The organism is Streptomyces nidicola (genome assembly GCF_050106155.1).
Classification (GTDB): domain Bacteria; phylum Actinomycetota; class Actinomycetes; order Streptomycetales; family Streptomycetaceae; genus Streptomyces.
Genome location: NZ_JBNBPI010000001.1, coordinates 8255862 through 8282378, shown reverse-complemented (window position 1 = coordinate 8282378; position 26517 = coordinate 8255862). Strand labels below are relative to the sequence as shown.

At 71.3% G+C, this 26517-nt stretch carries 21 protein-coding genes; 10 read left to right on the top strand and 11 right to left on the bottom strand.

Features of this window, described 5'->3' with window-relative positions:
* Nucleotides 1–25 precede the first annotated feature (25 nt).
* Nucleotides 26–1246, bottom strand: a complete 1221-nt coding sequence (locus ACOKM3_RS37425; RefSeq protein WP_426905708.1) for a metal-dependent hydrolase family protein — start codon at nucleotides 1244–1246, stop codon at nucleotides 26–28.
* Nucleotides 1243–2625, bottom strand: a complete 1383-nt coding sequence (locus ACOKM3_RS37420) for an MFS transporter (protein WP_426905707.1) — start codon at nucleotides 2623–2625, stop codon at nucleotides 1243–1245. The genes ACOKM3_RS37425 and ACOKM3_RS37420 overlap by 4 nt, the downstream gene beginning before the upstream one ends.
* A 236-nt stretch (nucleotides 2626–2861) precedes the next feature.
* On the opposite strand from ACOKM3_RS37420, the gene ACOKM3_RS37415 reads away from it, so the two are divergent.
* Together ACOKM3_RS37415 and ACOKM3_RS37410 are read left to right on the top strand one after the other, a co-directional pair.
* Entirely contained in the window at nucleotides 2862–3164 is a 303-nt protein-coding gene (locus ACOKM3_RS37415; protein ID WP_426905706.1) for an antibiotic biosynthesis monooxygenase family protein, read from the top strand.
* Nucleotides 3165–3195: 31 nt separating this feature from the next.
* Entirely contained in the window at nucleotides 3196–4035 is an 840-nt protein-coding gene (locus tag ACOKM3_RS37410; RefSeq protein WP_426905705.1) for a MurR/RpiR family transcriptional regulator, read from the top strand.
* Between the two features lie 61 nt (nucleotides 4036–4096).
* On the opposite strand, the gene ACOKM3_RS37405 is transcribed toward ACOKM3_RS37410, so the two are convergent.
* A complete protein-coding gene (locus tag ACOKM3_RS37405; protein WP_426905704.1) occupies nucleotides 4097–5707 on the bottom strand; it encodes a succinic semialdehyde dehydrogenase in 1611 nt (536 codons plus the stop codon).
* Nucleotides 5708–5738: 31 nt separating this feature from the next.
* Complete coding sequence (locus ACOKM3_RS37400) at nucleotides 5739–6680, bottom strand: acetoacetate decarboxylase family protein (RefSeq protein WP_426905703.1); 942 nt, start codon at nucleotides 6678–6680, stop codon at nucleotides 5739–5741.
* 261 nt (nucleotides 6681–6941) lie between these two features.
* Here ACOKM3_RS37400 and ACOKM3_RS37395 point away from each other — a divergent pair, with 261 nt between their 5' ends.
* The gene (locus ACOKM3_RS37395) at nucleotides 6942–8357 is read left to right on the top strand and encodes an acetamidase/formamidase family protein (RefSeq protein ID WP_426905702.1); all 1416 of its coding nucleotides are present in this window, start codon (nucleotides 6942–6944) and stop codon (nucleotides 8355–8357) included.
* Nucleotides 8358–8449: 92 nt separating this feature from the next.
* Complete coding sequence (locus ACOKM3_RS37390; RefSeq protein WP_426905701.1) at nucleotides 8450–9775, top strand: amidase; 1326 nt, start codon at nucleotides 8450–8452, stop codon at nucleotides 9773–9775.
* 13 nt (nucleotides 9776–9788) lie between these two features.
* On the opposite strand, the gene ACOKM3_RS37385 is transcribed toward ACOKM3_RS37390, so the two are convergent.
* Nucleotides 9789–10814, bottom strand: a complete 1026-nt coding sequence (locus tag ACOKM3_RS37385; RefSeq protein ID WP_426906995.1) for an AsnC family transcriptional regulator — start codon at nucleotides 10812–10814, stop codon at nucleotides 9789–9791.
* Nucleotides 10815–11005: 191 nt separating this feature from the next.
* Here ACOKM3_RS37385 and ACOKM3_RS37380 point away from each other — a divergent pair, with 191 nt between their 5' ends.
* The gene (locus ACOKM3_RS37380) at nucleotides 11006–12559 is read left to right on the top strand and encodes an AbgT family transporter (RefSeq protein WP_426905700.1); all 1554 of its coding nucleotides are present in this window, start codon (nucleotides 11006–11008) and stop codon (nucleotides 12557–12559) included.
* Between the two features lie 58 nt (nucleotides 12560–12617).
* Nucleotides 12618–13853: a M20 family metallopeptidase gene (locus ACOKM3_RS37375; RefSeq protein WP_426905699.1), complete on the top strand. Its 1236-nt coding sequence runs from the start codon at nucleotides 12618–12620 to the stop codon at nucleotides 13851–13853.
* An 8-nt stretch (nucleotides 13854–13861) separates the two neighbouring features.
* Here the strand turns inward: ACOKM3_RS37375 and atzF are convergent, their stop codons facing one another.
* From atzF to ACOKM3_RS37355, 4 genes are read right to left on the bottom strand one after another with little or no spacing between them, the layout of a single operon-like run.
* Nucleotides 13862–15550 carry an allophanate hydrolase gene (atzF, locus tag ACOKM3_RS37370; RefSeq protein WP_426905698.1) on the bottom strand — a complete coding sequence of 563 codons (1689 nt, stop codon included), beginning with the start codon at nucleotides 15548–15550 and terminating at the stop codon, nucleotides 13862–13864.
* Nucleotides 15547–19134: an urea carboxylase gene (gene uca, locus ACOKM3_RS37365; RefSeq protein WP_426905697.1), complete on the bottom strand. Its 3588-nt coding sequence runs from the start codon at nucleotides 19132–19134 to the stop codon at nucleotides 15547–15549. Before uca ends, atzF begins: the two co-directional genes overlap by 4 nt.
* Nucleotides 19131–19784 carry an urea amidolyase associated protein UAAP2 gene (locus ACOKM3_RS37360; RefSeq protein ID WP_426905696.1) on the bottom strand — a complete coding sequence of 218 codons (654 nt, stop codon included), beginning with the start codon at nucleotides 19782–19784 and terminating at the stop codon, nucleotides 19131–19133. The genes uca and ACOKM3_RS37360 overlap by 4 nt, the downstream gene beginning before the upstream one ends.
* Nucleotides 19781–20653 (bottom strand): urea amidolyase associated protein UAAP1, encoded by an 873-nt coding sequence (locus tag ACOKM3_RS37355; RefSeq protein WP_426905695.1) that lies wholly within the window; start codon nucleotides 20651–20653, stop codon nucleotides 19781–19783. The genes ACOKM3_RS37360 and ACOKM3_RS37355 overlap by 4 nt, the downstream gene beginning before the upstream one ends.
* Before the next feature lie 158 nt (nucleotides 20654–20811).
* On the opposite strand from ACOKM3_RS37355, the gene ACOKM3_RS37350 reads away from it, so the two are divergent.
* Nucleotides 20812–21498, top strand: coding sequence for a TetR/AcrR family transcriptional regulator (locus tag ACOKM3_RS37350; RefSeq protein ID WP_426905694.1), 687 nt, complete (start codon nucleotides 20812–20814; stop codon nucleotides 21496–21498).
* A 5-nt stretch (nucleotides 21499–21503) separates the two neighbouring features.
* On the opposite strand, the gene ACOKM3_RS37345 is transcribed toward ACOKM3_RS37350, so the two are convergent.
* Both ACOKM3_RS37345 and ACOKM3_RS37340 read right to left on the bottom strand, forming a co-directional pair.
* Nucleotides 21504–23027 (bottom strand): amino acid permease, encoded by a 1524-nt coding sequence (locus tag ACOKM3_RS37345; protein ID WP_426905693.1) that lies wholly within the window; start codon nucleotides 23025–23027, stop codon nucleotides 21504–21506.
* Between the two features lie 774 nt (nucleotides 23028–23801).
* Nucleotides 23802–24446: a dihydrofolate reductase family protein gene (locus tag ACOKM3_RS37340; protein WP_426905692.1), complete on the bottom strand. Its 645-nt coding sequence runs from the start codon at nucleotides 24444–24446 to the stop codon at nucleotides 23802–23804.
* Nucleotides 24447–24551: 105 nt separating this feature from the next.
* Here ACOKM3_RS37340 and ACOKM3_RS37335 point away from each other — a divergent pair, with 105 nt between their 5' ends.
* The 3 genes from ACOKM3_RS37335 to ACOKM3_RS37325 all read left to right on the top strand — a co-directional run bounded on the left by ACOKM3_RS37335 (nucleotide 24552) and on the right by ACOKM3_RS37325 (nucleotide 26514).
* Nucleotides 24552–25058 carry a winged helix-turn-helix transcriptional regulator gene (locus ACOKM3_RS37335; RefSeq protein ID WP_426905691.1) on the top strand — a complete coding sequence of 169 codons (507 nt, stop codon included), beginning with the start codon at nucleotides 24552–24554 and terminating at the stop codon, nucleotides 25056–25058.
* On the top strand, nucleotides 25048–25965 hold the full coding sequence (locus ACOKM3_RS37330) for a YihY/virulence factor BrkB family protein (protein ID WP_426905690.1): 918 nt from the start codon (nucleotides 25048–25050) through the stop codon (nucleotides 25963–25965). The genes ACOKM3_RS37335 and ACOKM3_RS37330 overlap by 11 nt, the downstream gene beginning before the upstream one ends.
* 141 nt (nucleotides 25966–26106) lie before the next feature.
* A complete protein-coding gene (locus tag ACOKM3_RS37325; RefSeq protein ID WP_426905689.1) occupies nucleotides 26107–26514 on the top strand; it encodes an FKBP-type peptidyl-prolyl cis-trans isomerase in 408 nt (135 codons plus the stop codon).
* The last annotated feature ends 3 nt before the right edge of the window (nucleotides 26515–26517 follow it).

The following is a 26517-nucleotide window of genomic DNA, read 5'->3' as shown; positions in this document are numbered from 1 at the left end:
CATGTCGGCCTCCCCTCGACGAACCTCAGGTCACGGTGCCGCCCTTGATGACATGCCGGAGGTTGTCCTGCGGGCGGGTGAGGACGCCGATGTCGTCCAGCGGGTCGCCGTCGACGACGAGGAGATCCGCGTCGGCGCCGATGGCCAGGGTGCCGATCCGGGATTCCAGGTTGAGCAGGCGGGCCGCGGTGCTGGTGGCCGCTCGTACGATGTCGGCGGCCGGCTGGACCTCGGCGCGCAAGGTGAACTCCTCGAGTTGGGCGGTCTGCATGGGACCGAGCAGATCGCTTCCGTAGACGAGGTTGACGCCTGCCTTGTGGGCGCGTTCGAGGGCCGCGAGGCCGCCTTCATGGACGTCCGCGATCTTCCGGTGGGACGCCTCCGCCATGCCCAACTGCTTGCCGAGCTTGGCCATTTGATCGTAGGTGACAAGGGTGGGGACGAGGTAGGCGTCGTTCTCCAGAAGGAGGCGGACGGTCTCGTCGTCGATGAGGTTGCCGTGTTCGACGCAGCGCACGCCTGCCCGCAGGGCCCGGTTGACGCCGCGGGGGTGGTAGGCGTGCACGGTCACGTACCGGTTGTGGTTCCTGGCCTCGGTGACGGCGGCGCGCATCTCTTCGTCGGTGTACTGGACTTCGGAGACCTCGTCATGGGGTGAGGCGACACCGCCGCTGAGGAGCATCTTCAGGTGTGCGGCACCCTTGCGGAACTCGTCGCGTGCGGCGGCCTTGACGGCGTCGACGCCGTCGGCGATGCGGGAGAAGGCGGGGCGGGCCTGGCAGCAGGGCATGGTGTCGTCGCCGAGCGGGCGGAGGTCTCCGTGGCCGCCGGTCTGCGACAGCGCCTTGCCGCCGAAGATCAGGCGGGGGCCGGGGGCCAGCCCCTCCTCGATGGCTCGGGCCATTCCGTAATCGGCGCCGCCGACGTCGCGGACGGTGGTGAAGCCGCGGCGCAGCATGCGGCCGGCTTCGGCGAGGGCGCGGACGGTGGCGTACCCGGGCGTCCAGGAGGCGGACTCCTGACGGTCGAGGGTGCTCAGCAGGAGGTGGACGTGCGCGTCGACGAGTCCGGGCATGACGGTGGCGCCCGCGGCGTCGATGTGCCGGACGCCGTCGGTCGGCTTGGGGGCGCGGCCGGTGCCGGTGGCGGCGATCCGGCCGTCCGCGACTTCGAGCCATGAGGCGTCGGTGATCTCGGCGGTTTCCGGGTGCAGCAGGTGGGCGTCGGTGATGAGCAGGCGGTTCATGCGGTCCTACTTTCGATGTGCTCAAGGCTGTGTCCGGCGGTCCTCTCGCCGAACACGGTGACGACGAGGACGGCGACGGCGAGCAGGCCGACGAGGCCGAGGAACACCTTGCTGAAGCCGACCGCGCCGTAGAGGTAGCCGATGGCGATGGGCGAGAGGATGGCACCGCACCGTCCGACGGCAGAGGCGGCGCCCATGCCGGTGGTGCGGATGGCGGTGGGATACAGCTCCGAGGTGTAGACGTAGTAGGCCGCTGCGGAGCCGTTGATGAACGCGGCGAGGAAGGCGGCGCCGACCAGGAGCAGCACCTCGCTTCCGGTGAGCGCGACCAGGAGGGCGGAGAGGGTGGCGCCGGTTGCGTAGAGGGCGATGACCCACTTGCGTTCGATGCGGTCGACCAGGGCGGCGGCTATGTAGTAGCCAGGTACTTGGGCGAGGGCGGTCACCAGTCCGTAGAGGAAGGACTTGGTGATGGCGAAGCCCTTCGCGGTGACCAGCAGGGTGGGGAGCCAGCTGGCGAAGCCGTAGTTGACACCGGTCAGGGTGAACCAGATGACCCAGAGGACGAGCGTCCGGCGGGCCAGGCCGGGACCGAAGAGCGCGGTCAGTTGGGCGAGGCTCGGCCTCTTCACCGCCGTGGCCGGGGTGTCCGGTGTGCTCGGTGCGCTCGGCGCGTTCGATGCGTTCGATGCGTTCGATGCGGTTGGTGCAATCGGCGCCGGTAGGTCGGGAGCGGTGTGCGGGCCCTTTGACCCGGAGGCGGCACCGGGAGCAGCGCTTTCGAAGCGGCGGACCACCTGTTCGGCCTCGTCGAGACGCCCACGGGCGATGAGGAAACGCGGGGATTCCGGAAGGCTCTTGCGCCACCACAGGAGGAGAACCACGGGCAGCGCCGTGATCAACGCGGCGATCCGCCATCCGGTCTCCGCGTGCGGGCCGACCACCACGGCCGCGACGACACCGGCCAGGATGTAGCCGAAGGACAGGAAGCCGACCGTGCGGGCGACGAACCGGCCGCGGTAGCGGGCGGGCAGGAACTCGGAGATGTAGGGCGCGACGAGCACGCTCTCGGCGCCCACTCCGATGCCCGACAGGGCCCGCCAGACGAAGAGTTGGGTCGGGTCGCTCGCGGTGGCCATCAGCAGGCTGAAGACGGAGAAGATGAGCAGCGCGAACATCATCAGGCGCCGCCGGCCGAACCGGTCGGCGAGCACGCCGGCCCCGAGCGCGCCGATCAGGTAGCCGAAGTAGAGCGAGGACAGCAGCCAGCCGGCCGGTCCGGCGTCGATGCTCCACAAGGCGATGACCGCGGACAGGGCGTACCCCATCAGCGCGCCGTCGAAGGAGTCGAAGGTGTAGCCGAGGCCGCCCTGGAACATCAGGCGGCGGTGTGCCGATGAGGGCTCGAGACGGTCGAGCCTGTGCAACAGGTCCTCGCCGTTCAGCGCCTGCGATATCTGTGATGCCTGTGATGCCTGTGATGCCCGTGATGCCTGTGGTGTCTGTGGTGCTTGTGACGGTTGGGAAGGGTTCACTGCGCCTCCACGAACGGGGTCCGGCACTCGATGCGGCGCAACGTTAGATGCATGGAGCGAATCCATGCAATGGTTGATGCATGAAGATTTCGGTACTCACCCTGCGCCCCACGCCCGGCACGACCGGCGAACTCCTCGCCTTCTATCGCCGTCGGCAGATCCTCGAAGCCTCGGGAGCTCTTGAGTCCCGCATCCTGACCAGCGAGGATGCACAGGAGCTGGTCGTCACCGCCGTGTGGCCCGACACGGCCGCGTACACCGCGTGGCAGCGCTCACCCCGCCGGGCCGAGCTGGCGGAGGGCATGGCACGCTTCTTCAGCTCGCCCAACGCCGTGCACAGCCAGTTGTTCGACGTCGCCCATACCGTGTCGGGCCGCCCGTGAACGGGCGTGTCCCGTGGCCGAGGAGTCGCCCGTGTCCGTGATCGAGACCTGGCTGCGCAACCAGGAGGGGTACGCGGCCCTGGGCCCGCAGGCGGAACGCGTGGTCCGGGTCCTGGTCCGCGAGCCGCACTTCGCGAGCTACGCCTCGGCCCGTGAGGTCGCCGAGCGCGCGGGGGCCAACACCTCCACCGTCGTACGCACCTGTCAGCAGCTCGGCTTCGAGGGCTGGCCGGCGCTGCGGGAGGGGTTGCGCGGCCTCTACCTCGACAGGCTGACCGGGACCGAAGGAGCGCCGAGCCACGCACAGGATGCCGCCGCCCGGGCGCTGCACCAGGACGCCGCCAACCTGCAGGCGCTCAACACCACGGAATCCGTCGAGGCGATCCGCGAGATCGCCGAGGCCATCCGCACCGCGCGCCGCACCCTGATCGTCGGCTCGGGCAGCGCCGCGGGCCCCGCTCACATCCTGGCGCACCTCGGCGCCATCATGGGCTACGACATCCAACTCGCCCTCGGCGCCCCCACCGTGCAGGCCGTGCGACTGAGCCACCTCCGGGCGGGCGACTGTGTCATCGCCATCAACATCTGGCGCCTCACCCGGGCCCTGCGCGGGCTGACCCGGCTCGCCCGTGAACAGGGGTCGACCGTCTGCGTGTTGACCGACCTGCACTCCTCTCCCCTGGCGGAGGACGCCGACCACGTACTCGTGACGCCGATCGAGGGGCTGCACTCCACTCCGTCGCTGACCGCCATGGTCTCGGCCGTGCAGGCCGTCGTCGCGGAACTGGGGGCCTCCCCCGACCGGCTACGGTCGGTGGGTCGCGTCGAACACGCCTGGAACGACCTGGACTTGATGGACGATCAGCCCTGACGGGCTGTGGTGTGCGGCGGAACAGGCGGTACATCGGGGCCGCGTCGCCCGCTCCCCTCCGTCAGCGAACACCCGCCGCCTTGAGGACCTTCATCGCTGCGGCGAGCATGGCCGCCCAGGTTTCGGGTGAGACGCGGGCCGGCGGGTAGAAGCCCTGGACGCGCTGGTGGGCGACGGTCTGCGCTTCGGTGTACTTGAGGATTCCCTCGGCTCCGTGGCGGCGGCCGAGCCCGGAGTCACCCATGCCGCCCATCGGCGCGTCGATGCTGCCCCAGGCGGCGGCGAACGCCTCGTTGACGTTGACGGTCCCGGCGTGAACGCGCGCGGCCACCGCACGGCCGCGGGCCCCGCTGCCGGCCCAGACGCTCGCATTGAGGCCGTAGGGCGAGGAGTTGGCGAGCTCGATCGCCTCGTCCACGTCCCGGTAGGAGTGGATGGAGACGACCGGACCGAAGGTCTCGCTGTCATGAAGCGTCATGTCTGGGGTGACATCGGCGAGGATGGTCGGCTCGTAGAACAGCGGCCCCAGGTCGGGCCGTGCCCTGCCGCCCGCGAGGACGGTCGCGCCCTTGGCCACGGCGTCGTCGACGTGTGTGGTCACGGTGGCCAGCTGGGACGGGGTGGTGAGACTGCCGACATCGACGCTGTAGTCGTACGCGGCCCCCATCCTGAGCCTCTCGGTACGGGCCACGAACGCGGCGACGAACGCGTCGCGGATCGACTCCGCCACGTAGAGGCGCTCGATGGAGACGCACAGCTGTCCGGCCGAGGGGAAGCAGGCGTTGACGGCGCCCTCGGCGGCCTTGTCGATGTCGGCGTCGTCGAGGACGATCATTGCGTTCTTGCCGCCGAGTTCGAGGGAGGCGCCAATGAGGCGCTCTCCGGCGGCACTTGCGATCCCGCGACCGCTGGCGGTGGAGCCGGTGAACATCACGTAGTCCGCGTTGTCCATCAGCGCACCGCCGATGGAGCTGCCGCGGCCGACCACCATCTGCCACACGTCGGCCGGCAGCCCCGCCTCACGCATCAGGCCGAGCGACCACAGTGCGGTGAGCGCGGTCTGGGTGTCCGGCTTCTGGACGACGGCGTTGCCGGCCATGAGGGCGGCGACGGCATCACCGGCGGCCATGCTCAAGGGATAGTTCCACGGGGAGATGACGGTGACGACGCCCTTGGGGTGACGCCGTTCCGTGGTGTGCGTGAGCAGCGGCATCGCACCGCGGCGGCGCTTGGGTTTCAGGTACCTGGCGGCGTTGCGGGCGTAGTAGCGGGAGGTGATCGCGATGTCGATCACCTCGAGGACGGCGTCGCGGCGGGTCTTGCCGTTCTCGGCCTGCATCAGGTCGAGCGCTTCGTCCTTGCGGGCGAGGACGAGGTCGTGGAAGCGCAGCAGGATCTTCTTACGTGCACTCAACGACGTTGCGGCCCAGGCCTGTTGGGCGACGCGGGCGCGCCCGAAGGCCTCCTCGACGTCCGCCGGGGCCGAGACCGGAAGGTCGGCGAGCGGGGCGCCCGTGTAGGGGGCGGTGGTGGTGACCCGCGCGGCGCCGGGCGCGGCCGCGACGAGCGCGGCCAGTCGCTCGAGGCGGGCAGGGGTCAGTGACGCGGGCAGGCCGGAAGCGGGGGTGGGGGTGGGGGTGACCGTGGATGGGGTGGCGTGGGTGGCGGCCATGGCGGGGCTCCTTTCCTCTGGTGTCCAGTGCCTAGTCGCGGCCCTGGACCGAGGTGGGTGTCGGTGTGTGCACCGAGGTGGGGACCGGCATGTGCAGGGCGGCCTGGCCTTCGGTCACGACGTCGAGTTGGAGGGTCCTGATCGGGTTCAGCGAACGCAGGTCGTCGGACATGCGGCCCCGCCCGAGCCGGAGGTCGACGCCGCGCGGGAATCGCACGGTGCCGGCCGACAACAGGTTGGTCTGGTTCAGCGTCGAGTGCCATGCGCCGTCGATCGACGTGTACGAGGTGAGGGACGAGACACGTGCACCGCTCGGGTGGGTGGTCTGCGCCGGTGTGGCCGCGGAGAACGACACGTCGGTTCCACCCTGGTCGTTGGCCACGCGGGCCGTCGCGCGGCGTGTGTCGATGTCGACGTCGAGTTCGGTGACCCACTTGGGGAAGCCGTAGCCGTCGTGGCCGCGCACTTGGGCGATCTCGGTGTTGACGGGCAGCGACAGCACGTAGGAGTCGAGGTGGTCGTTCTTGAGGGCGGAGACCAGGTCGAAGAAGCCGAGCCCGCCGTGCCGGGCCGGCTTCACGGCGATCCCGACGGCGGCTTCGGTGTAGGAGTCGATGTCGCACACGTCGTAGCGGAAGAACATCACCGAGACCAGCCCCGCCCCGGGCGCGACCTCCAGCGGTGCCAGTTCCCCGGGCAGGCGGCTACGGATGGAGCGGGAGCGGGCGAGCATGGTGAGGCGGGCCGTCGAGATCCGGTAGTAGAAGTTCGGGGTGAGCGTCGGCCCGATCGCCGATTCGACCTTCGTCTTGGGCAGCCGCCGGAAGAAGTCCACGCTGCTGACGCGGGGATCGCGGGCGACCTCGTCGAGGTCGGTGTCCATCCGGTAGCGGTCATAGAGGCCGCCCTCGGGGACGGTGACCGTACGGCCGCCCAGGTCGACCTGCACGGTGTCCTGCGTCGTCGATGGCATGGGGAGGCCCTTCGCTACGATGTTTACGGCGCTTACATGAGCACGTCGACCATAGGGCGGGATGTGAGCACCGTCAACAATGAGGCGAGGGCCTTGGAGCAGGGCCGACCGCGCGTTACCCCCGGGAAACCGGACGCACCCCCTCCCGGTAACAGGCGCTGCATAGGAAAGGCACATCAGCCGCGCACGCCACGTGTCACCACCACGTGCCATGTGTATACCGCGATACGACGAGGGGTCTTGATGTCACACGAGCCGCGTATGCCGAACCACCTTCCCAGTGCGGCCGCCGCCGAGCCCACCGAACTCCCCGCGGTGTACGAGGCGTTGGCGTCGCGGCTCGGCCGGCGTGGACTGCTGCGTATCGCGGCGGGGCTCGGCGCGGCCGGTGGGATGGTGGCCGCGGGGACGCATGCCGCCGCGGCGGCGCCCTCTCGTACCGCCTCCGCCGTCTCCCGCCCCGGCCGCGTCCTGCAACCCGGCAAGGGGCCCATCCACGGTCAGCACTATCTGCGGGCCACGCCCGACACCGTCCGCTGGGGCTACGTACCCGCCCGCGACGCCGAACCCGCGCTGCGCATGCGGTCCGGCGAGACACTGACCGTGGATGCCCTCTCGCACGAAGGCCTGCTCGAGGACCAGGGACGGGACCCGGTCGCCTGGTTCGGGGAGCACGGCGTCGGAAAGGAACAGGTGCTGCGGGACGCGGTCGACCTCGCCCGCGACTACACACGTACACCCCGCTCCTTCGACACCGACGGCCCGCACGTCGTCCTGGGCCCGGTGCAGGTGTCGGGCGCCGAGCCCGGCGACGTACTGAAGGTCGAGACACTGTCCCTCCTGCCGCGCGTGCCCTACGGCGTCGTGTCGAGCCGGCACGGCAAGGGCGCCCTGGCACGTACCCGAGACGGTGGCGCCCCCGACGGCATCACACTCGACGAGGTCATGCCGCCCGTCGGCACCGACGGCCGAGCCTCCGCCAAGGACCCCGAACAGTACGGAAATGTCTCGGTGTTCACCCCGATCCGCACCGGCGGCGGCAGCGGGGACGGGCACGGTGTGCTGCCCCTCGACGGGCCCGGCGAGGTCACCTTCCCGCTCAATCCGCACATGGGCCTGATGGGCACCGCGCACGCCGACGCCGACTCCCTCACCGACCCGCTCCTGAACTCGATCCCGCCCACCCTCGGCGGCGGCAACATCGACATCCGCCACCTCGGATCCGGCTCCGCCTTCTACCTCCCCGTGCACGCCGAGGGCGCCCTCTTCCACACCGGCGACCCGCACTTCGCGATGGGCAACGGCGAGGTGGCACTGACCGCGCTCGAGGGGTCGCTGCGCACGACCTTCCGGCTCACCGTCTGCAAGCCCGGTTCCGGCGACGCCCCTTCGGTCGCGTACCACTACCCGTTCGGCGAGACCGACGAGGCGTGGCTGCCGATCGGTCTCTCCGATCCGGACGGCGCGGCCGGGACCAAGGGCCAACTCTCCGATCTGGACGTCGCGATGCGTCGCGCGGTCGTCAACGCCCTCGACTTCCTGCAGTCCGACCTCGGCATGAGCCGCTCGGTGGCGTACGCGTATCTGTCGGCGGCGGCCGACTTCGAGGTGTCCCAGGTCGTCGACCGGACCACCGGGGTGCACGCGGTCATCAGGAAGCAGGACTTCGGGCGGTAGGCCCCCTCACTTCGGGCGGCAGGCCCCTCCCCCATTCCACCGACCCGTTCCAACACCGCACGAATACCCACCAGTTGAGGAGTTTCGTACGCATGCAGGCAGTGAATCGAAGGGGCTTCCTCACTCTCGCGACCGCGGCCGGCGCCGGTGCGGTGCTGCCGCTCGGCGCAGGGACCGCCTCCGCGGCTCCCCGGCCCGGTGCCCTCGACCCCACCGTATGGCGGGAGTTCGGTTCCCCGCTGGTGGCCGCGACGGGGCACGGCCCACTGTCCGGGCTCAGTGTCGCCGTCAAGGATCTGTTCGCCGTCGAAGGGCACCGGGTGGGCGCGGGCAATCCCGCGTGGCTCGCCGAGAGCCGACCGCAGACCACGACCGCCGCGGCCGTCGCCGCCCTGCTGGCGGCGGGCGCCGACGTCGCCGGCATCGCCCGCACCGACGAGTTCGCTTACAGCCTGGCCGGCACCAACGGCCACTACGGTACGCCGCCCAACCCCGCGGCCCCCGACCGCATTTCGGGCGGTTCGACCTCCGGGCCCGCCAGCGCCGTCGCCCTCGGACAGGCCGACATCGGCCTCGGCACCGACACCGGCGGCTCGATCCGGATCCCCTCCTCCTACCAGGGCCTGTACGGCATCCGCCCGAGCCACGGCGCGGTGTCCACCGCGGGACTGCTGCCGCTCGCACCGTCCTTCGACACGGTCGGCTGGATCGCCCGCGACGCGGACACCCTGCGCGCCGCGGGCCGGGTCCTGCTCCCCCGCACCCAGACCCCCATGCCCTCGGGCGTGGTGCTCGCCCAGGACATCGTCGACGTGGCCTCGCCGGAGGTCGCCGCCTCCGTGCGCCGGGCGGTGGCCGGCTGGCGCGGCGCCGCGGATCTGCCGCGGCTGCGCAACGTACGGTTCGACGCGAGTGTGCTGCCCGGGTGGGTGCGCGCCTTCCAGACCAAGCAGGGCGTGGAGGCCTGGCGTCAGTGGGGCCCGTGGGTGTCTCGCCACTGGGACTCGCTCAACCCCGATGTCCGGGCGCGCTTCGAGACCGCGTCCGCGTACACCTCCGCCGACCTGGCCGCCGCCGAACGCGTGCTGCGCGAGGCCCGGGCCCGCGTCGACGACCTGCTCGGCGACCGGATCCTGCTCCTGCCGTCCGCGTCCTCCGTGGCCCCTACCCGGGAAGAGGCCTCCATCGGCGGCCCCGCCATCGAGGAGACCAGGGCCCAGACGTTCCAACTCACGTGTCTGGCAGGCCTGACGGGCCGCTGCGCCGTCAGTATCCCCATCCGCAGCCGCACCGCTCCGGTGGGCCTCTGCCTCGTCGGGCCGCGCGGCAGCGACCGGCATCTGCTGGATCTCGCGGTCCGGGTGACGGCAGCGGTTCCGGAAGCGGGACGGCGGGCGCGGCAGACGGGAACCGCCTGATCTGCCCTCACCTTCACAGCAACCCCGGCGGATGGAACTCCCCCAGCCCCGACTCGCGGTCCCGGTCCAGCCAGTAGCGGCGCGGCTCGGTGAGCATGACGTCCACGCCGGCCTTCACGATGCCCGGCACCTCCGCCAGTTCGTGGTCGATGAACGCCGCCAACGCCGCCCGGTCGGCCACGAGCCCGGTGCACAGCACGGACAGGTCGCCCGCGACGTGGGCGGTGAGCCGGGTCTGGGACAGCCGGTCGATGCGGCCCATCACGTCGGCCGTCGAACCGGGGGCGACGCGCAGACGCAACAGGAACGGGGTGTCGAACCCCAGCCACTGCGACACCGTTTCGAGCCGCGGCTGGACCCACCGTTCGTCCAGGACCCGGCGGACGAGACGGTGCGCCGTGGACGTGGCGAGGCCCGCGGCCCGGGCGATGGCCGCGGCTGAGGCCCGGCCGTCCCGCATCAGATGGGCGACCACGGTGCGTTCGGACTCACTGAGCGGCTTGCCGGGCGGAGCCGCGGTCGCGGTGCCCTCGGGATGGACGCCGGTCAACTCCCGTAGCCCGGCCCGCTCGGCGTCGGTGAGGAAGCCTGGAGCCCAGTTGATGCCCCGGCGCAGTGTGCGCAGCGCGGGCAGGGCGTTGACGCGGCGGACGCCGGGGACGGAGAACAGCCGGTCGACCGCCTCGCCGGTGGCGGCTTCGGACGGGGCGTGCACCACGGCGTAGAGCGGATGGTCTCCGGAGATCTGCGCGAGGTGCTGGAGGTGGGGCAGGCCACGGAGCCGCTCCAGGACGGCGAGTGGCGTGGCGCCGGTGACATCGAGGAACACATGGACCGGCATCGCCGAGGAGTGCATGCCCCAGGCAGCTTGCCCGATGACACGCGCCATCCCGGCTTCGTGCAGCCGGTCGAAGCGTCGCTTGAGGGTGCCCGCGTCGGCGGCCAGCACGGCGCCGATGTCGTCCCACGTCGCCCTGGGCGCCAAGTGAAGCGCACCGATGAGGCGTCGGTCGAGCTCGTCGAGTGACGGCGTCGTCACGTGGGTCATGTAGGTCATGCGGCCCCCTCTGGGTGCAGATTAATCCCGATGTTACGCGCGACCTCTAGAGAATCTCTTACTCGACTGCCATGGTGTGCGACAACGTCCCCTTACGGAACGCCTCCCACCGGCTCCCCCACTGCCGGCACCTCGTGTCCCCGTCCCCACCCCTGACCGCGTGAAGAGGCCCCATGAGTTCCCTCACCACCGAGACCCGGCCGACCGAGCCGCCCTCGCGCATGCTGCGCGTCGCGTTCCGCTCCTTCGCGGCGATCGAGAAGGTCGGCAACAAACTCCCCAACCCCTTCTGGCTGTTCTGGATCCTGGCCGGCGTCGTCATCGTCCTCAGCGCGGTACTCGCGTCGGTCGGCGTCAGCACCACGCACCCAGGCACGGGCGACACCATCGCGGTACGCAGCCTGCTCAGCAAGGCGGGCGTCACGGAGATGATCGAGGGGGCCGTCGACAACTTCGCGTCGTTCCCGCCGCTCTCCACGATCCTCATCGTCGGCTTCGGCATCTCGATCGCCCAGGCGAGCGGCCTGTTCACGGCGACGCTGCGCCGCATGGTCGCCCGGGTGCCCGCCCGGTATCTCACCTTCGCGCTGTCGATGACGGCGATGGTCGGCCACGTCGCGGGCGACGCCGCGTACGTCACGCTGATCCCGCTCGGAGCGCTCATCTACCGTGCCGCGGGCCGCAGTCCGGTCCTCGGCTGCATCGTCGCGTACGTCTCCGTCTCCGCCGGTTACGACGCCTCGCCGGTGATCACGACGACCGACACACTTCTCTCGTCGATCTCCACGGCCGCCGCGCACACCATCGACGCGGACTACCACGTCACCCCGATCGCCAACTACTTCTTCGCCCTCGGCTCGTCCGTCCTCGTGGCCCTGGTGATCGCGCTCGTGGTGGACAAGGTCATCGCCAAGCGCTCCGACCTCGAGCCCGACGAGCCGGTCACCGCGCCGAGCGCCACGGAGCTCAAGGAGATCGGGACAACTCCCCAGCAGCGCCGTGCACTTCGGGCAACCGGCCTGACCGCACTCGGCTTCATCGCGGTGGTGGCCGCGGGCATGATTCCCGTGAACTCGCCGCTGCGCGGCAAGGGCGGCTCCCTCGTGGAGTCCCCGGTGGTCACGGGCATGTCGATCGTCCTGTTCGCCTTCTTCGCCCTGCTCGGCTGGGTCTACGGGAAGGCCTCCGGGACCTTCGCCCGCCCCCGCGATGTCGTCGACGGGCTGGTCGAGGGCACGCGCACGTACGCGCCGATCCTCGTCCTGTTCTTCGCGATCTCCCAGTTCCTCGCGTACTTCCAGTGGACGAACATCGGCAACGTCATCGCCGTCGAGGGCGCCCGAACCCTCAAGGACCTGCACCTGAGCGGCTGGAGCGTGCTGGTCGGCATCGCCGTCCTGATCACCTTCATGAACCTCGTCATCACCAGCGGCTCGGCGCTGTGGGCACTCGCCGCGCCCATCCTCATCCCGATGCTGATGCTCATCGGCATCAGCCCCGAGGTCACCCAGGCCATCTACCGCGTCGCCGACTCGGTCACCAACTGCGTCACCCCGATGAGCCCGTACTTCGCGATGGCGCTCGGCTTCATCCAGCAGCACAAGAAGTCCGCGGGCATCGGCACGCTCGCCTCCTTCACCATCCCGATCGCCGCCGTCATCTGGATTGTCTGGGTCGCGTTCTTCGTGGCCTGGTACCTGCTCGGCATCCCGTTCGGCATCGGCTGACCCGCACCCGCCCGTACGACAACGCGCACAACACCCCGCACGGAAACGAGAGTTCACCATGACTACATCCCCCACAGACACCGCCACATCCGACACCGCCACCTCCGGCACCAGCACCGCCCACGCTCTTACCGGCCGCGCCGAAAAGGCCTCACCCCTCATCGTCGAGGACATCCTCGCGCTCGTGGGCCAGGAGACCAGCAGCTACGACCTGCCCGCCCTCGCCGAGGGCCTCGACCTGCTGCGCAACCTGGCCGTACGACGCCTCGGCGAGCCCGACCACGAGCACCGCCACCCCGGCGGCGCATGCGGCGACATCCTCACCCTGACCTATACGGGCACCGCCCCCGGCCACGTCGCGCTCATCGGCCACTACGACACCGTCTGGCCGACGGGCACACTCGCGACCTGGGAAGGCTGGGAGCAGCCGCACACGGGGCCCGAGGGCCGCGAGCGGCTCAGCGGCCCCGGCATCTTCGACATGAAGACCGGTCTGGCGCAGGGCATTTGGGCCCTCAAGCTGGCCCGCGAGAGCGGCGCCCCCGTGCCCACCGTGACCTTCCTCTTCAACGGCGACGAGGAGATCGGCTCCCTCTCCTCGCGCCCGGTGATCGAGGAGACCGCACGGAACGTCGACGCCACCCTGGTCCTCGAACCCTCCGCACACGGCGCGGTCAAGACGTCCCGCAAGGGCTCCGCCATCTTCAAGGTGACGGCCACCGGCATCGAATCGCATGCCGGTCTCGCGCCGCAGGACGGGGCGAGCGCCGTCACCGCGCTGGCCGAGTTCGTCCTCGCGGCGACGAAGATCGCCCGCCCCGAGGCCGGTACGACCATCAACCCCGGCCTCTTCCACGGCGGTTCGGGCACCAACGTCGTCGCGGGCAAGGCCACCGCCAACATCGACATCCGGGTCACCAGCGAGGCCGAACAGGCCCGGGTGGACGCCGAGTTCAGCGCCATCACCGTGAGCGACCCGCGCGTGGACATCGCCATCGCCCGCGACTGGAACCGCCCGCCGATGACCCTCGGCGCCGCTTCCACCCCGCTCCTCACCCTCGCCCGCGAGGTCGCCGCCGAACAGGACCGGGAGCTCCCCGACACGGCGGTCGGCGGCGCCAGCGACGCCAACTTCGTCGCCGCGCTGGGCCTGCCGGTGCTGTGCGGGATGGGCGCGGTGGGCGACGGGGCGCACGCGCAGGGCGAGTTCATCTACCCGGACACGGTGCCCGCTCAGACAGCGCTGGTGGCGGGGCTGTTGACGCGGCTGGCGCGGGGGCTTTCGGACGGCTGAGCCCGCACCTATCGGGGTGCCGTTGCATTCCGCTCCATGAGAGGGAGTGCGGCGCGCCAGCCTCCGAACGGGGTGATCTCCCGGGCGCCCTCCAGCGCTTCGGGTGCGCAGAGGAATCCGGGTACCGAGCTTCCGTCCGCGAGTTCCACGCTGCCGAGCGCCATGGGCCGGGGCACCTGTGCGAGGAGCATGCCGAGTCCCTCGGCCGGCAGCTGCCACACCTCGGCCTCGATCGGGGCCCCGCCCTCGCGAGAGCGCACCAGGCCCGGCTTCGGGGGCGTCGTGTCCAGCGCGTACAGGCGGTACGTGGTGGCGGTCGTGGTCGTGCGGAGGAGCCGGCCGCCCAGGGCGAGCAGCTGCCCGTTGAGCGGCTGCCCGGACAAGTGCGCGCCGACCACCGCCAGTTGCTGCGGCGGCGAGGTGAGCAGGTGGGCGATGCGGGCGAGCCGCCCGTCCGTGAACGCGGGGCCGATCAGCATGACGCCGAACGGCCTCCCGTTCACCTCGCCCGCGGGGACGGCCACCGCCGCCAGGTCGAACAGGTTCGTGGAGTTGGTGAACCGGCCGAGCCTCGCGTTGGCCCCCAGCGGGTCGGCCGCGACCTCGGTGAGGGTCGGGTGCCCCGGCGCCGTCGGCAGGAACAGCGCGTCGGCGTCACCGAGGGAGTCAAGGGCACGGGCGCGCAGTACTGCCAGCCGCTCCATGTCGGCGTAGAGCTGGTGGGCAGGGACATCCCGGGCCCGGGAGATGATCCCGGCGACGGTCGGGTCGAGGTCCGCCGAGCCGGTGTGCGCGTCGACGAAGGCCCCGACGGCGGTGTAGCGCTCGGCGACGAACGCGCCCTCGTACAGCATCGCCGCCGCCTCGGTGAACGGGGCGAGGTCGACGGGCAGCAGTTCGGCGCCCGCCTCGGCGAGCCGCCGCGCGGCCGTCTCGAACGCCTCGGCCCAGCCCCCGTCCAGCTCGCCGAGCTGTGCCCTCTCGGGGACGGCGACCCGCCACGGGCCCGGGCGGCGCTGGGCCTGATCCGGGAGTTCGCGCCCCGGTGGTGCCGTCATGTACGCCAGCGCCTGCTCGGCCTCCGACAGCGTACGGGCGAAGACGGTCACGCAGTCGAGCGATGCGCAGGCCGGGACGACGCCTTCGGTGGGCACGAGGCCGACGGTCGGTTTGAGGCCGACGATGCCGTTGAAGGCGGCCGGGACGCGGCCGGAGCCCGCGGTGTCCGTGCCGAGCGCGAAGTCGGCGATGCCGAGGGCGACCGCGACCGCCGAGCCGGACGAGGAGCCGCCGGAGATGTACGCCGGGTCGACGGCGCCGCGGACCGCGCCGTAGGGGCTGCGGGTGCCGACGAGGCCGGTGGCGAACTGGTCGAGGTTCGTGGCGCCGAGGACCACCGCGCCGGCCGCCTTCAGACGGGCCACCACCGGGGCGTCGACCTCGGGCCGGTACGCGTAGGCGGGGCAGCCGGCGGTCGTCGGCAGCCCGGCCACGTCGATATTGCCCTTGACCGCGAACACCCGTCCAGACAACGGCAGTTGTTCGCCCGCTGCCACCCTCGCGTCGACCGCGGCGGCATCGGCCTCGGTCTCGGCCTGGGGGCGCAGGCCGATCCACACCTCGGGGCGGTCCACTTGTGCGATGCGCCCGTACGCGGCCCGCACCCGCTCCACCGCGCTCGTCGTACGGTGCGTCACGCGGCCACCTCCGCGGCCTCGGCGGGGGCGAGGACGACGAGCGCCGTGCCCGCCTCGACCTGGCTGCCAGGCGCCGCCAGGACCTCCGCGACGACGCCTTCGGCGGGGGCGAGGACCGGTGACTCCATCTTCATCGCCTCCAGTGCGAGGAGTTGCTGTCCGGCGGTCACCCGGTCTCCGGCCGCTACGTTGACCTGCCAGACGCAGGCGGTGAACTCGGCCTCGATCAGGCTCCCGCCCGCGGGGACCTCGATGTCGGTGACCGGCGGCGCGATTTCGGCGGCCGCCTCGGCGCGGGCGAACTCCCCCGCCGCCTCCCAGGCGTCCCGCTCCGCGCCGAACGCCGTGCTCTGCCGGTCCCGGAACGCGGCGATCGACTCGGCGTTGTCATCGATGAAGCCACGGTACTCGGCGAGCGAGAAGGTGCCTTCCTCCGTCTTCGGTACGAACCGGCCGGCGACGATGTCAGCGCGCAGCTCCAGGAGTTCGTCCGCCGCGACCGGGTACCACTTGATCCGGTCGAAGAAGCGCAGCAGCCAGGGCCTGCCCGGCTCGAACGCGCCGCGCTGCTGCCACGGCGACCACACCTGGGTCGTCCGCCCGACGAACTGGTAGCCGCCGGGGCCCTCCATGCCATAGATGCACAGATACGCGCCGCCGATGCCGACCGAGTTCTCCGCGGTCCAGGTGCGGGCCGGGTTGTACTTGGTGGTGACCAGCCGGTGCCGGGGGTCCAGCGGGGTGGCGACCGGTGCGCCCAGGTATACGTCTCCGAGGCCGAGCACCAGGTACTCGGCGTCGAAGACGGTGCGGTACACGTCGTCGACGGTGTCCAGGCCGTTGACGCGGCGGATGAACTCGATGTTCCACGGGCACCACGGGGCGTCGTCGCGCACGCCCGCCATATAGCGCTCGATGGCTTCGCGGGTCGCCGGGTCGTCCCAGGACAGCGGCAGGTGCACGGTCCGGCTGGGCACCACCAGCTCGTCGGTGGCGGGGAGTTCGGCTTCCAGGCGCAGCACGGTCTCCAGGAGCTTGTCCTGCGGCAGGGCGTCGGGGTCCGTCTGGATCTGTAGCGAGCGGATGCCCGGGGTCAGGTCGGTGATGCCGTCCAGGTCCTGCGCGGCGAGCGCCTGCGCCAGGGCGTGGACGCGCATCCGCAGGCCGAGGTCGAGCTGCATCGGCCCGTACTCCACGAGCAGGTTGTCGTCACCGCTGCGCCGGTACGTGACCGTGGGCCGGCCCGCGGTCTCCTCCAGGCGGGCGAGCACGCCGCCGTCGACGATCGCCTCGCGGTCGGCGCGGGGTGCCCTGGCCGGTTCCGCCCTCAGTGCGGCGGCCCCCTCCCCGGTGACCGGGACGAAGCGGGCCGTGTCGCCGGGCCGGAGCTGGCCGAGCTTCCAGCGCTGGCCGGTGGGCACGGTCGCCGGGCACACGAAGCCGCCGAGGGACGGCCCGTCCGGGCCGAGCAGCACGGGCATGTCACCGGTGTAGTCGACGGCGCCGACCGAGTAGGGGGTGTCGTGGATATTGGAGGGGTGCAGGCCCGCCTCGCCGCCGTCCGTGCGCGCCCAGCGCGGCTTGGGGCCGACCAGGCGGACGCCGGTGCGCGCCGAGTTGAAGTGCACCTTCCAGTCCGCGGCGTAGAAGTCGCGGATGTCGTCCTCGGTGAAGAACTCGGGGGCGGCGTGCGGGCCTTCGAGGGCGCCGATCCGCCAGGCGCTCACGAAGTCGGGGCGTCGGCCGAGCGGGACGACGGCGGTGTCGTGGCGCTCCTCGCCGCCGTGCAGGACGTCGCCCGCGCGCAGCGCACGGCCGCCGTGTCCGCCGAAGCGGCCGAGGGTGAAGGTGGCGGCGCTGCCCAGGAACCGGGGTACGTCCAGGCCGCCCGCGAACAGTACGTAGGTGCGCAGTCCGTGGGCGTCGGGGGCCGCGACGCCGAGGGTCTGGCCGGCGCCGACGGTGACCGGTTCCCACTGCGGCACGGTGGCGCCGTCGAGCGTCACGCGCGCGGGGGCGCCGGTGACACACACCGTGGTGGGGTGGGTGAACCTCAGCCGGGGCCCTTCAAGGGTGCACTCCAGGCCCGGTGCGCCCTCGTCGTTGCCGAGCGCGGTGTTGCCGAGTCGGAAGCTCAGGTCGTCCATCGGCCCGGACGGCGGGACGCCCACCTGCCAGTGTCCCGTGCGCCCCGGCCAGTCCTGCACGGTGGTCAGGGTGCCGGGCAGGACGACCTCGACGCGCGGCGTCGGGTCGGCGATCCCGGCGAGCGAGGCGGTGGTGTGTGCGGCGGCGCGCACGTCGGTTTCACGGAGGGCGGCGCGTACCAGTCCGAGGTTGGTCTCGATGCCGTCGATACGCGTCGCACACAGGGCCGCGTCCAACCGGTCGAGGGCCTCGGCGCGGTCGGCCCCGTACGCGACGACCTTCGCGAGCATGGGGTCGTAGGAGGTGGTGACCTCGGTGCCGGTCTCCACCCAGGTGTCCACGCGGACACCCTCGGGGAAGGCGACGCGGGTCAGCAGTCCTGCGCTCGGGCGGTGCTCGCGCGAGGGGTCCTCGGCGTACAGACGCGCCTCGACGGCGTGGCCTTCGGGGGCCGTGGGCTCGCGGACGACGGAGGTCTCGCCCTGGGCCAGGCGCAGCATCCACTCGACGAGGTCGACGCCGTAGATCTCCTCGGTGACCGGGTGCTCGACCTGGAGGCGGGTGTTGACCTCCAGGAAGTACGCCTCTTCGCGCACGGCGTCGTACACGAACTCGACCGTGCCGGCGGAGCGGTAGCCCACCGTGGCGCACAACTGGCGTGCTGATTCCGCAAGTTGGCGCCGTACGTGATCCGGGAGGCCGGGGGCGGGGGCCTCTTCCAGGACCTTCTGGTTGCGTCGCTGCAATGAGCAGTCGCGGTCTCCGAAGGTGACGACCTTGCCCTCGCCGTCGCCGAAGACCTGCACCTCGACGTGGCGGGCCCGCTCCACCAGGCGCTCCAGGAAGACGCCGGTCGAGGAGAAGGAGGCGGCGGCCACGCGCTGCACCCGTTCCCAGGCGTCCGCGAGTTCGTCGGGGCCGTGGCAGGCCTGCATGCCGATGCCGCCCCCGCCGCCGGTCGCCTTGAGCATGACCGGGTAGCCGATTTCCTCGGCCGCCGCGAGTGCCGCGTCCGCGTCGGGCAGCAGTCCGGTGCCGGGGGCGAGCGGCACCCCTGCTGCCTCGGCGGCGGCGCGGGCGGTGTGCTTGGCGCCGAACAGCTCAAGGTGCTCGGGGGTGGGTCCTACGAAGACGATCCCGGCCGCGTCGCAGCGGCGTGCGAAGTCGGCGTCCTCGGACAGGAATCCGTAGCCGGGGTGGATCGCGCCGGCTCCGGTGTCCGCGGCGGCCTTCAGGATGAGGTCGGCGTCGAGGTACGACTCCTTGGCGGGCGCGGGGCCGAGCCGGACGGCCGTATCGGCGAGGCGCACGTGCGCGGCGCCGCGGTCGGCGTCGGAGTACACGGCGACGGTGCGCAGGCCGAGGCGGCGGGCGGTGCGGATGATGCGGGCCGCGATCTCGCCGCGGTTGGCGATGAGCAGAGTGTCGAACGTCATGCGGCCTGGCCCCCGTCCGGATCGGTGACGGTCACTTGCAGGGCGGTCGGGTCGAAGCCGTTGCAGGGGTTGTTGATCTGCGGGCAGTTGGACAGCAGCACCAGGACATCGGTCTCGGCGCGCAGGACGACCCGCAGGCCCGGGGCGGAGATGCCGTCGACGATGCCGAGGGTGCCGTCCTGCTCGACCGGCACGTTCATGTACCAGTTGATGTTGGAGACGAGGTCGCGTTTGCCGAGGCCGTGCCGGCTGCCCTCGGCGAGGAAGTTCTCCACGCAGGCGTGCTGCGAGAAGGTGTGGTGTCCGTAGCGCAGGGTGTTGGACTCCTTCGAGCAGGCGCCGCCGACGGTGTCGTGCCGCCCGCAGGTGTCCTCGACCACGGTCATCAGCGGGGTGTGTTCCCCGGAGAGCAGGACGGACCCGGTGGTCAGGAAGATGTTGCCCTGGGCCTGGATGGTGTCGGGCGCGCTGTAGCGCACACCGGTGTCATGGGCGTCGTAGACGAGGAAGTCCGCGGCCTGGTTGCCGTGCAGGTCGGTGATGGTCAGCGACTGGCCGGCGCGCAGGTGGGCGGAGAAGGCGGCGCGGGCGGGGACGGTCTCGTCGCGGACGACGCGGCCGGCGGTGGACGGGCCGAGGGTGGTGGTCATGCGATCCCCCTTGCTGTCAGGTGCTCGACGGTGTTGAGGAAGGCGCGGCGGCCCTCGGGGGTGGCCTCCCACAGCGCGTCGCCGGGGGCGGTCGGGCGTGCCCGGTGCGCGAGGACCTGAAGCGGCGTACAGGTGTAGGCGGGGCGCGGGTCCAGCGGGTGCGGGACGTTGGCGATCAGCACGGTCAGCGGCTGCTCGGCGCGCAGCGTGACGGAGGCGCCGGGTCCGGCCGAGCCGGTGAACCCGGTGCTGCCGTCCTCGGCGATCCGCACCCCCTGGAACAAGGAGACGGATGGCGGGATGTCCCGGGGGCCCAGGCCGTTCTTGAGGGCGGCGAGCTTGAACAGTTCACGACCGGCCGGGGTGGCGGACTGCGCGGTGCCGTCGCCGTAGCGCGTGGTGTTGCGCGCGAGGGCCGAGGTGCCGGTGAGGGCGTCGTGCCGACCGGAGGTGTCGGCGACGAGGGAGGCGAGCACGCGGCCCTGGTCGGACAGGAGCAGGTGCCCCGCGCCGAGATAGGCGTTCCAGAGCACCTTGACGGTGTCGGCCGTGTTCAGCCGCTCCCAGGGGCGGTCGGCGTTGAACAGCAGCACGTGCGCGCACGCGTCACCGGTGAGGTCGGTCAGCCTCAACTCGGTTCCACGGGCGAGGACTTTGTGGGTGTAGTTGCCGCCTGCCACGGTCTCGGCCCACACGATCTCCTCGGCGGCGACACCCTCGGGTGGCGTCGGCCAACTGCTCGCGGGCAGGACGGGCATGGTGTCGACCTCGGTGCCCGCCTGGGCGCGGGCGTGGTCGCGTGCGCCGTGCGCCGTCGCTGTCGCTGTGGCTGTGGCTGTGGCCGGCGCCGTCACTGGACCTGTCGTCATGGCTCACCTTCCAGCTCGTCGGCATAGTTTCTGTCGAGTGACAGAAATTAGGCGGCGGTCGAGTCGAGGCCATTGCCCGCCCATTTCCGCCCAGTTACCGGAAGCTCACCCGGAGTTCCCCTCAAAGGGCACGCCAGGGGCTGTGCGAGGATCGGCGGGTGACCGCCCGCACCAGCAGAAGAGTCGGCCGCCCGCGCGCCCAGGAGCGTCACGCAGGCGGCCTGGAACCACGTGACGAAGTCCTGGCCGCGGCCGCGGAGTTGTTCACCGTCCGCGGCTACACCGCGACCTCCACCCGGGCGGTCGCGGAGCAGGCCGGCCTGCGACAGGCATCCCTGTACCACTACTTCGACGGCAAGGAGGCGATCCTCGCGGCGCTGCTCGAGGGGACCGTCCGCCCTTCCCTGGAGGTGGCGCGCGAGCTGATGTCCCGCACCCGGGCGTCCGCGGAGGCGCGGTTGTGGGCCCTGTGCCTGTCCGACGTGGAGCTGCTGTGCGGCGGCCCGCACAACCTGGGGGCGCTCTACCTGCTGCCCGAGGTGCAGACGGAGCGCTTCGCCGCCTTCCATCGGGTCCGGACCGAACTCAAGGAGGTCTACGGGCAGTTGCTGGCCGCCACCGAGCCGGGCACGGCACTCGACGCCGCGGACCTGACGGTGCGTACGGACCTGCTCTTCGGCCTCACCGAGAGCGTGATCCTGATCCGGCGCTCCGCCCCCGGCCGTGACACCGGGGCCCTGGCGGCGGCGACCGCCGACGCGGCGCTACGGGTGGCCGGTGTGCCCCAGCGCTCCCTGGCACGCCTTGGCCGCGAGGGGCGGAGCCTCCTCGCGGCCAAGGCGTGAACGGCTCAGGCGGCGGACGTCCCGCGGCGGTACCGGCGGTAGAGCGCGCCCGTCACGACGGTGACGCCGAGGAACAGGACCGTGAACCACTGGAAGTACCAGTGCCCGCCCTCCGGGTCGTACACCCCGGCGCGCGGCCAGGACAGGTTGACCGTCATCAACACCCCGTAACCGACCGCGAGTACGTTGACGGGCAGACCCCAGCGGCCGAGGGAGAACAGCCGCCCGCCCAGTTCGTCGCGCTCGCCGTCGACAGGCGGCCACTGGCCCCGCAGTCGCCGTAGCAGCATCGGCCCGGTCACCATCGCGTACGCCAGGTACACCATCGCGATGCAAGTGGTGCCGATGGCCAGAAAGGCCTGCGGGGAGGCGAGGTTGAGCAGGAGCAGCAGCGCCGCACAGACACCGACCACCGCCGCGGCCGTGCCGGGCATCCCGGTCCGTCGCGGCACCCGCGCGAGCCGCGGCGACCACGGCAGGACGCCGTCGCGCGCCATGGAGTAGAGCATGCGGGTCGCCGACGTCTGGATCGCCAGGGTCGCCGCGCAGATGGCCAGGGCCACGTCGGCGAGCAGGACCTTGCCGAGGCCGTCGCCGAGGGTGCTGGTCAGCACGTAGCTCAGCCCCTCGCTCGCGAGGCGCCCGTCGCTGAGGCTGGGCGCGGCGAGCAGCCCTCCGAGCAGCAACAGCCCGCCACAGACTCCGGAAGTGGTGAGCGCGGTCAGCGTCGTACGCGGGGCGGTGCGCCGGGGGTTGACGGTCTCCTCGCTCATCTCGCTCGCGCTCTCGAAGCCGATGAGGACGTACGCGGCGGTGAACGAGCCCACCAGCAGCGCCGCGATGACACCACCCTGGCCGCCGGTGTGCAGGGTGATGCCGGGATCGCGTTCGGCGTGCGTGACGAGGAGTACGACGATGAGGGAGACGCCCGCGATCTCCGCGGTGACACCGACCGTGTTGACGGCCGACAACAGCCGGTTGTCCAGAACGTTGAGCAGTGTGGTGAGGGCCAGCAGGGCCACGCCCAGCAGGGCGGCGTTGGCGGCGCCGCTGGTCGTGGTCGGCGCCGGGTCACCGCCCACGAGCTGGAAGCCCGACCAGACCGCGGGCAGCACCACCTGGAGGGCGAGCGCCGCGGCCGCCACCACCACGATCCGGCCGATCACCATGATCCAGCCCGCGTACCAGCCGAAGGCCGGGCTGCCCAGCCGGCTCGACCACTGGTAGACGGCTCCCGCGATGGGCAGCCGGGCGGCGAGTTCGGCGAAGCAGGCGGCGACCAGCAGTTGACCGAGGAGGACGGCGGGCCAGGTCCAGAAGAACAGCGGACCGCCGAAGGAGTAACCGATGGCGAAGAACTGGAAAACCGTGGTCAGTACGGAGATGAAGGAGAACCCGGCGGCGAACGAGGCGTAGCGCCCCATCCGCCGCCGCAGCTCCTGGTGGTAGCCGAACTCGGCGAGCGAGCCGTCGCCCGTGCCGTCGGCTTCGGAGGGTGTGGGCCGGGCGGGATCGGTGGTCACGGTCATGGCGGTCCCCTGTCGCATGGGCGAGTTGCCGCGAGACGTAATTCCTGTCAAGCGACAGAAATTAGAGACAGCCCGTTTCCCCCGGGTGTCCCGGCCGTGTCGCCACCGTTAGCGAGTCTTCTCCTCAGCGCCCCACGCCACTGCGCCGCACCGCCGACCGCCACCCTCGACACGGCCACCATCACCGAGGCTCCGCCGTGCGACAGCGAGAAATGGGGCGCGCCCACGGCATCCCGCACCTCCGACCGCCCTTGCGCCCCGGAACACCACGGGCAGTCGGACCGCCCGAATCGCACGGCGTCCGATGGCAGACCCACGTAGAGCGCCAGTACGCGGCGCAGCGCGAGGTGATCGCTGACATAGCGCAGCCGGCCCCTGGTCCGTACGAACGCGGCGGCACGGCGCAGTTCCTGTCGGTCGAGCTCCGCGAGGACGCGGCTCGGCCACCCCTGCCCGGAGTCGGGGACGCGCAGTGTCCAGATGTGCGTCTCATGGACACCGAGGGGCAGGCACGGTGACGCGGGCGGTGGGGCAGGGGCCGCCTGCCGACGGCCGCCGAACATTTCGCGCACAGCACCCCACCCCGACCGGACGCGACCCCCGCGAGATCTGGGCGTCGCCGACTGACGGCAACCGAGGGTGCGAGCCACGTCAAGCGGTGTCAGAGAAACGACAAATCAACGGCCAGACCGACTCCGCGGCCCGAAGCGGAGTGGCCCGACGCGGACCTCCCGCCGGGCGAGCGACCGTCCGAGCGCCGGCCCGACGTGGCCGCTACCGCCGCGTGAACGTCATATGCGTAACGCCCCCGGGCGTTGTCACGGACTCGACCCGGAAGCGCTCCTCCAGCCCTTCGAGTCCGTCCCACAGACGCTCACCACGCCCCAGAACGATCGGGACGACGGCGACGTGCAGATGATCGACGAGGTCTTCGGCGAGGAACTCGCGGACCGTGGTCGGCCCGCCACCGATCCGCACGTCCAAGTCGCCCGCGGCCTCGCGCGCCTGACGGAGCGCCTCCTGCGGCGTGGCGTCGATGAAGTGAAACGTGGTGCCGCCCTCCATCTCCACCGAGGGGCGGGGGTGGTGGGTCAGGACGAACACCGGGGTGTGGAAGGGCGGATTGGGCCCCCACCAGCCCTTCCAGTCCTCGTTCTCCCACGGCCCGCGCTGGTGCCCGAACTTGTTGCGGCCCATGATCTCCGCCCCGATGCCGGCATCCCAGGCGGCGGCGAACGCGTCGTCGACGCCAGTGCTCCCGCCCGGCTTGCCCAGCATGTGCTGGAAGGTCCTGGTCGGGAAGAACCACTCATGGAGCCGCTCACCGGCGTGGCCGAACGGGGCGTCGAGACTCTGCCCCTCGCCAGTGGCGAATCCGTCGATGGAGATGGCGAAGTTATGAACCCTTACGCGGGACATTGCACCGACTCCTGCCGTCGAAGCGATGTGATTGCGATTTGCAATCACTGGCTGTGAGTGAGCCTAGAAGTGGTGATGGCAGAATGCAATCACTGGAGGTGGGAAATGCGAGACAGACCGCGGTCCGGATGCGCGATCAACGCGGCCGTGGAGGCACTTGGGGACCAATGGAGCCTCATCGTCCTGCGCGACGTGGTGTTCGGCGGGCGCCGACACTTCCGCGAGCTGCTCAGCGGCTCCGACGAGGGGATCGCGTCGAACATCCTCAGCAGCCGCCTCAAGGCCCTCGTCGCCGGCGGCCTCCTCACGCAGGAGCAGGCCGGACGAGGACATCGAGCGACCTACAGCCTCACGGAAGCGGGCATCCAGACCGTTCCCATCATGGCCGCGCTCGGCTCCTGGGGAATGCGACACCGCCCGACCACCCCCGAACTCACCGCCCGCGCCCGCCTGTTGGAGGACGGCGGCCCGCGGCTCTGGGAGGACCTCATGGACGAACTCCGCGAGGTGCATCTGGGCATCCCCCGCCCGAACCCCGACCAGCCCCGGGCGTCCGAACTGCTTCAGGCCGCCTACGAACAGGCCCTCACGGAGAGGCCGCATGTCAGCTGACCCGCACGCCCTCGACGGAACATCGCACGAACGCGGCCCACGCCCCGCCCCGTCGAGAGGCGACACCACCGTGCAGACCTGGCGAGCCGCGCTGCGCCGCACCCCGGCGTCGATGTGGCGCGACGACATGTCGGACTCCGCGGCCGCACTCACGTACTACGCGATCCTGACCGTCCTGCCCTCCCTCATGGTCATCTCCCTGGCATTCAGTCTCATCAGCCCGGACACGGCCGAGCAATTCATCGCCCACGTCACCGAATACGCTCCCGGCCAGTCCGGCACCCAGCTCCACGACGTACTGTCCCGGGCACTGCACCACGGCACGGCCGCCTGGACCCTGCTGGGCGCGGGCACAGTCAGCGCACTGTGGTCGGCCTCCAGTTACCTCGCGGTGTTCCGTCGCGCCGTGCACCGCATGCACCGGGTGACGGACCGCCGCTCGACCTGGCACAAGGCCCACCGCATCGTGATCACGGCCCTCGCCCTGCTCGGCATCCTCGTCCTCAGCGCCCTGGTACTCCTGATGACCGGCCCGCTCGCCGGGACGATAGGCCGCTACCTCGGCCTCGGCACCGCCGCCGCCCTGGCCTGGAGCCTGCTGCGCTGGCCCCTGCTGCTGTGCGTGGTCGCTCTCCTCGTCGTCATCGTCTTCCGCACCGGTCCCGCGCAGGCCCGCGTGCGTACCCACAGCATCCCCGGCGGCGCCCTGGCGGCCTTCCTGTGGCTGTGCGCCTCCGCCGGATTCGCCCTCTACACCTCGGAGTTGAGCACCTACAGCAGGCTCTACGGATCACTGGCGGGCTCCGTCGTCTTCCTCATCTGGCTGTGGCTGTCCAACCTGGCACTGCTCGCCGGCGCTCAATTCACCGCGGAGCTCAGCGAGTTGGAGAAGCAGCCATCAGGCTGAGCGACACGTACGGCGCGGTGCGGTGCGGCCCGCATGACGGTGTGCCCTCCTGATCCTCGGTAACGTGGCCATCTGCGGCATGGTGTGTCCATGTGCCCGGCCGACCCCTGCAAGGCCCCGACGGAGAGTGACGAGGCGGCAATGAGTGAACTGACGAAGCCCGAGGTCGACGTTCCGGAGGGTGCCGCTCCCACCGAGCTGGCCGTCCGGGACCTGGTCGTCGGGGACGGGGCCGAGGTGAAACCCGGCATGGTGATCAAGGTCCACTACGTCGGGGTGACCTTCGCGTCCGGGAAGGAGTTCGACGCCTCCTGGGACCGCGGCGAGCCGTTCAAGTTCGCCCTGGGCGGCGGCAGGGTCATCAAGGGCTGGGACCGGGGGCTGAGGGGGATGAAGGTGGGCGGTCGGCGCGAGATCATCGTTCCCCCGCGTCTCGGCTACGGCAACCAGTCGCCCTCGCCGCTGATCCCGGCGGGCTCGACCCTCGTCTTCGTGGTGGACCTGCTCGACTCGTATTCCAGGACGACCGGGTGGAGCAACACGCTTTAGGCG

Excerpts from the sequence above, each read along its gene's own strand:
- ACOKM3_RS37425 (WP_426905708.1), bottom strand. The coding sequence starts at position 1,246 with ATGAACCGCCTGCTCATCACCGACGCCCACCTGCTGCACCCGGAAACC.
- uca (WP_426905697.1), bottom strand. The coding sequence starts at position 19,134 with ATGACGTTCGACACTCTGCTCATCGCCAACCGCGGCGAGATCGCGGCC.
- ACOKM3_RS37325 (WP_426905689.1), top strand. The coding sequence starts at position 26,107 with ATGAGTGAACTGACGAAGCCCGAGGTCGACGTTCCGGAGGGTGCCGCT.
- ACOKM3_RS37395 (WP_426905702.1), top strand. The coding sequence starts at position 6,942 with ATGCCGAACCACCTTCCCAGTGCGGCCGCCGCCGAGCCCACCGAACTC.
- ACOKM3_RS37360 (WP_426905696.1), bottom strand. The coding sequence starts at position 19,784 with ATGACCACCACCCTCGGCCCGTCCACCGCCGGCCGCGTCGTCCGCGAC.
- ACOKM3_RS37335 (WP_426905691.1), top strand. The coding sequence starts at position 24,552 with ATGCGAGACAGACCGCGGTCCGGATGCGCGATCAACGCGGCCGTGGAG.
- ACOKM3_RS37405 (WP_426905704.1), bottom strand. The coding sequence starts at position 5,707 with ATGGCCGCCACCCACGCCACCCCATCCACGGTCACCCCCACCCCCACC.
- ACOKM3_RS37400 (WP_426905703.1), bottom strand. The coding sequence starts at position 6,680 with ATGCCATCGACGACGCAGGACACCGTGCAGGTCGACCTGGGCGGCCGT.
- ACOKM3_RS37390 (WP_426905701.1), top strand. The coding sequence starts at position 8,450 with ATGCAGGCAGTGAATCGAAGGGGCTTCCTCACTCTCGCGACCGCGGCC.
- ACOKM3_RS37420 (WP_426905707.1), bottom strand. The coding sequence starts at position 2,625 with ATGTTCCAGGGCGGCCTCGGCTACACCTTCGACTCCTTCGACGGCGCG.
- ACOKM3_RS37355 (WP_426905695.1), bottom strand. The coding sequence starts at position 20,653 with ATGACGACAGGTCCAGTGACGGCGCCGGCCACAGCCACAGCCACAGCG.
- ACOKM3_RS37345 (WP_426905693.1), bottom strand. The coding sequence starts at position 23,027 with ATGACCGTGACCACCGATCCCGCCCGGCCCACACCCTCCGAAGCCGAC.
- ACOKM3_RS37375 (WP_426905699.1), top strand. The coding sequence starts at position 12,618 with ATGACTACATCCCCCACAGACACCGCCACATCCGACACCGCCACCTCC.
- ACOKM3_RS37380 (WP_426905700.1), top strand. The coding sequence starts at position 11,006 with ATGAGTTCCCTCACCACCGAGACCCGGCCGACCGAGCCGCCCTCGCGC.
- ACOKM3_RS37415 (WP_426905706.1), top strand. The coding sequence starts at position 2,862 with ATGAAGATTTCGGTACTCACCCTGCGCCCCACGCCCGGCACGACCGGC.
- ACOKM3_RS37340 (WP_426905692.1), bottom strand. The coding sequence starts at position 24,446 with ATGTCCCGCGTAAGGGTTCATAACTTCGCCATCTCCATCGACGGATTC.
- ACOKM3_RS37330 (WP_426905690.1), top strand. The coding sequence starts at position 25,048 with ATGTCAGCTGACCCGCACGCCCTCGACGGAACATCGCACGAACGCGGC.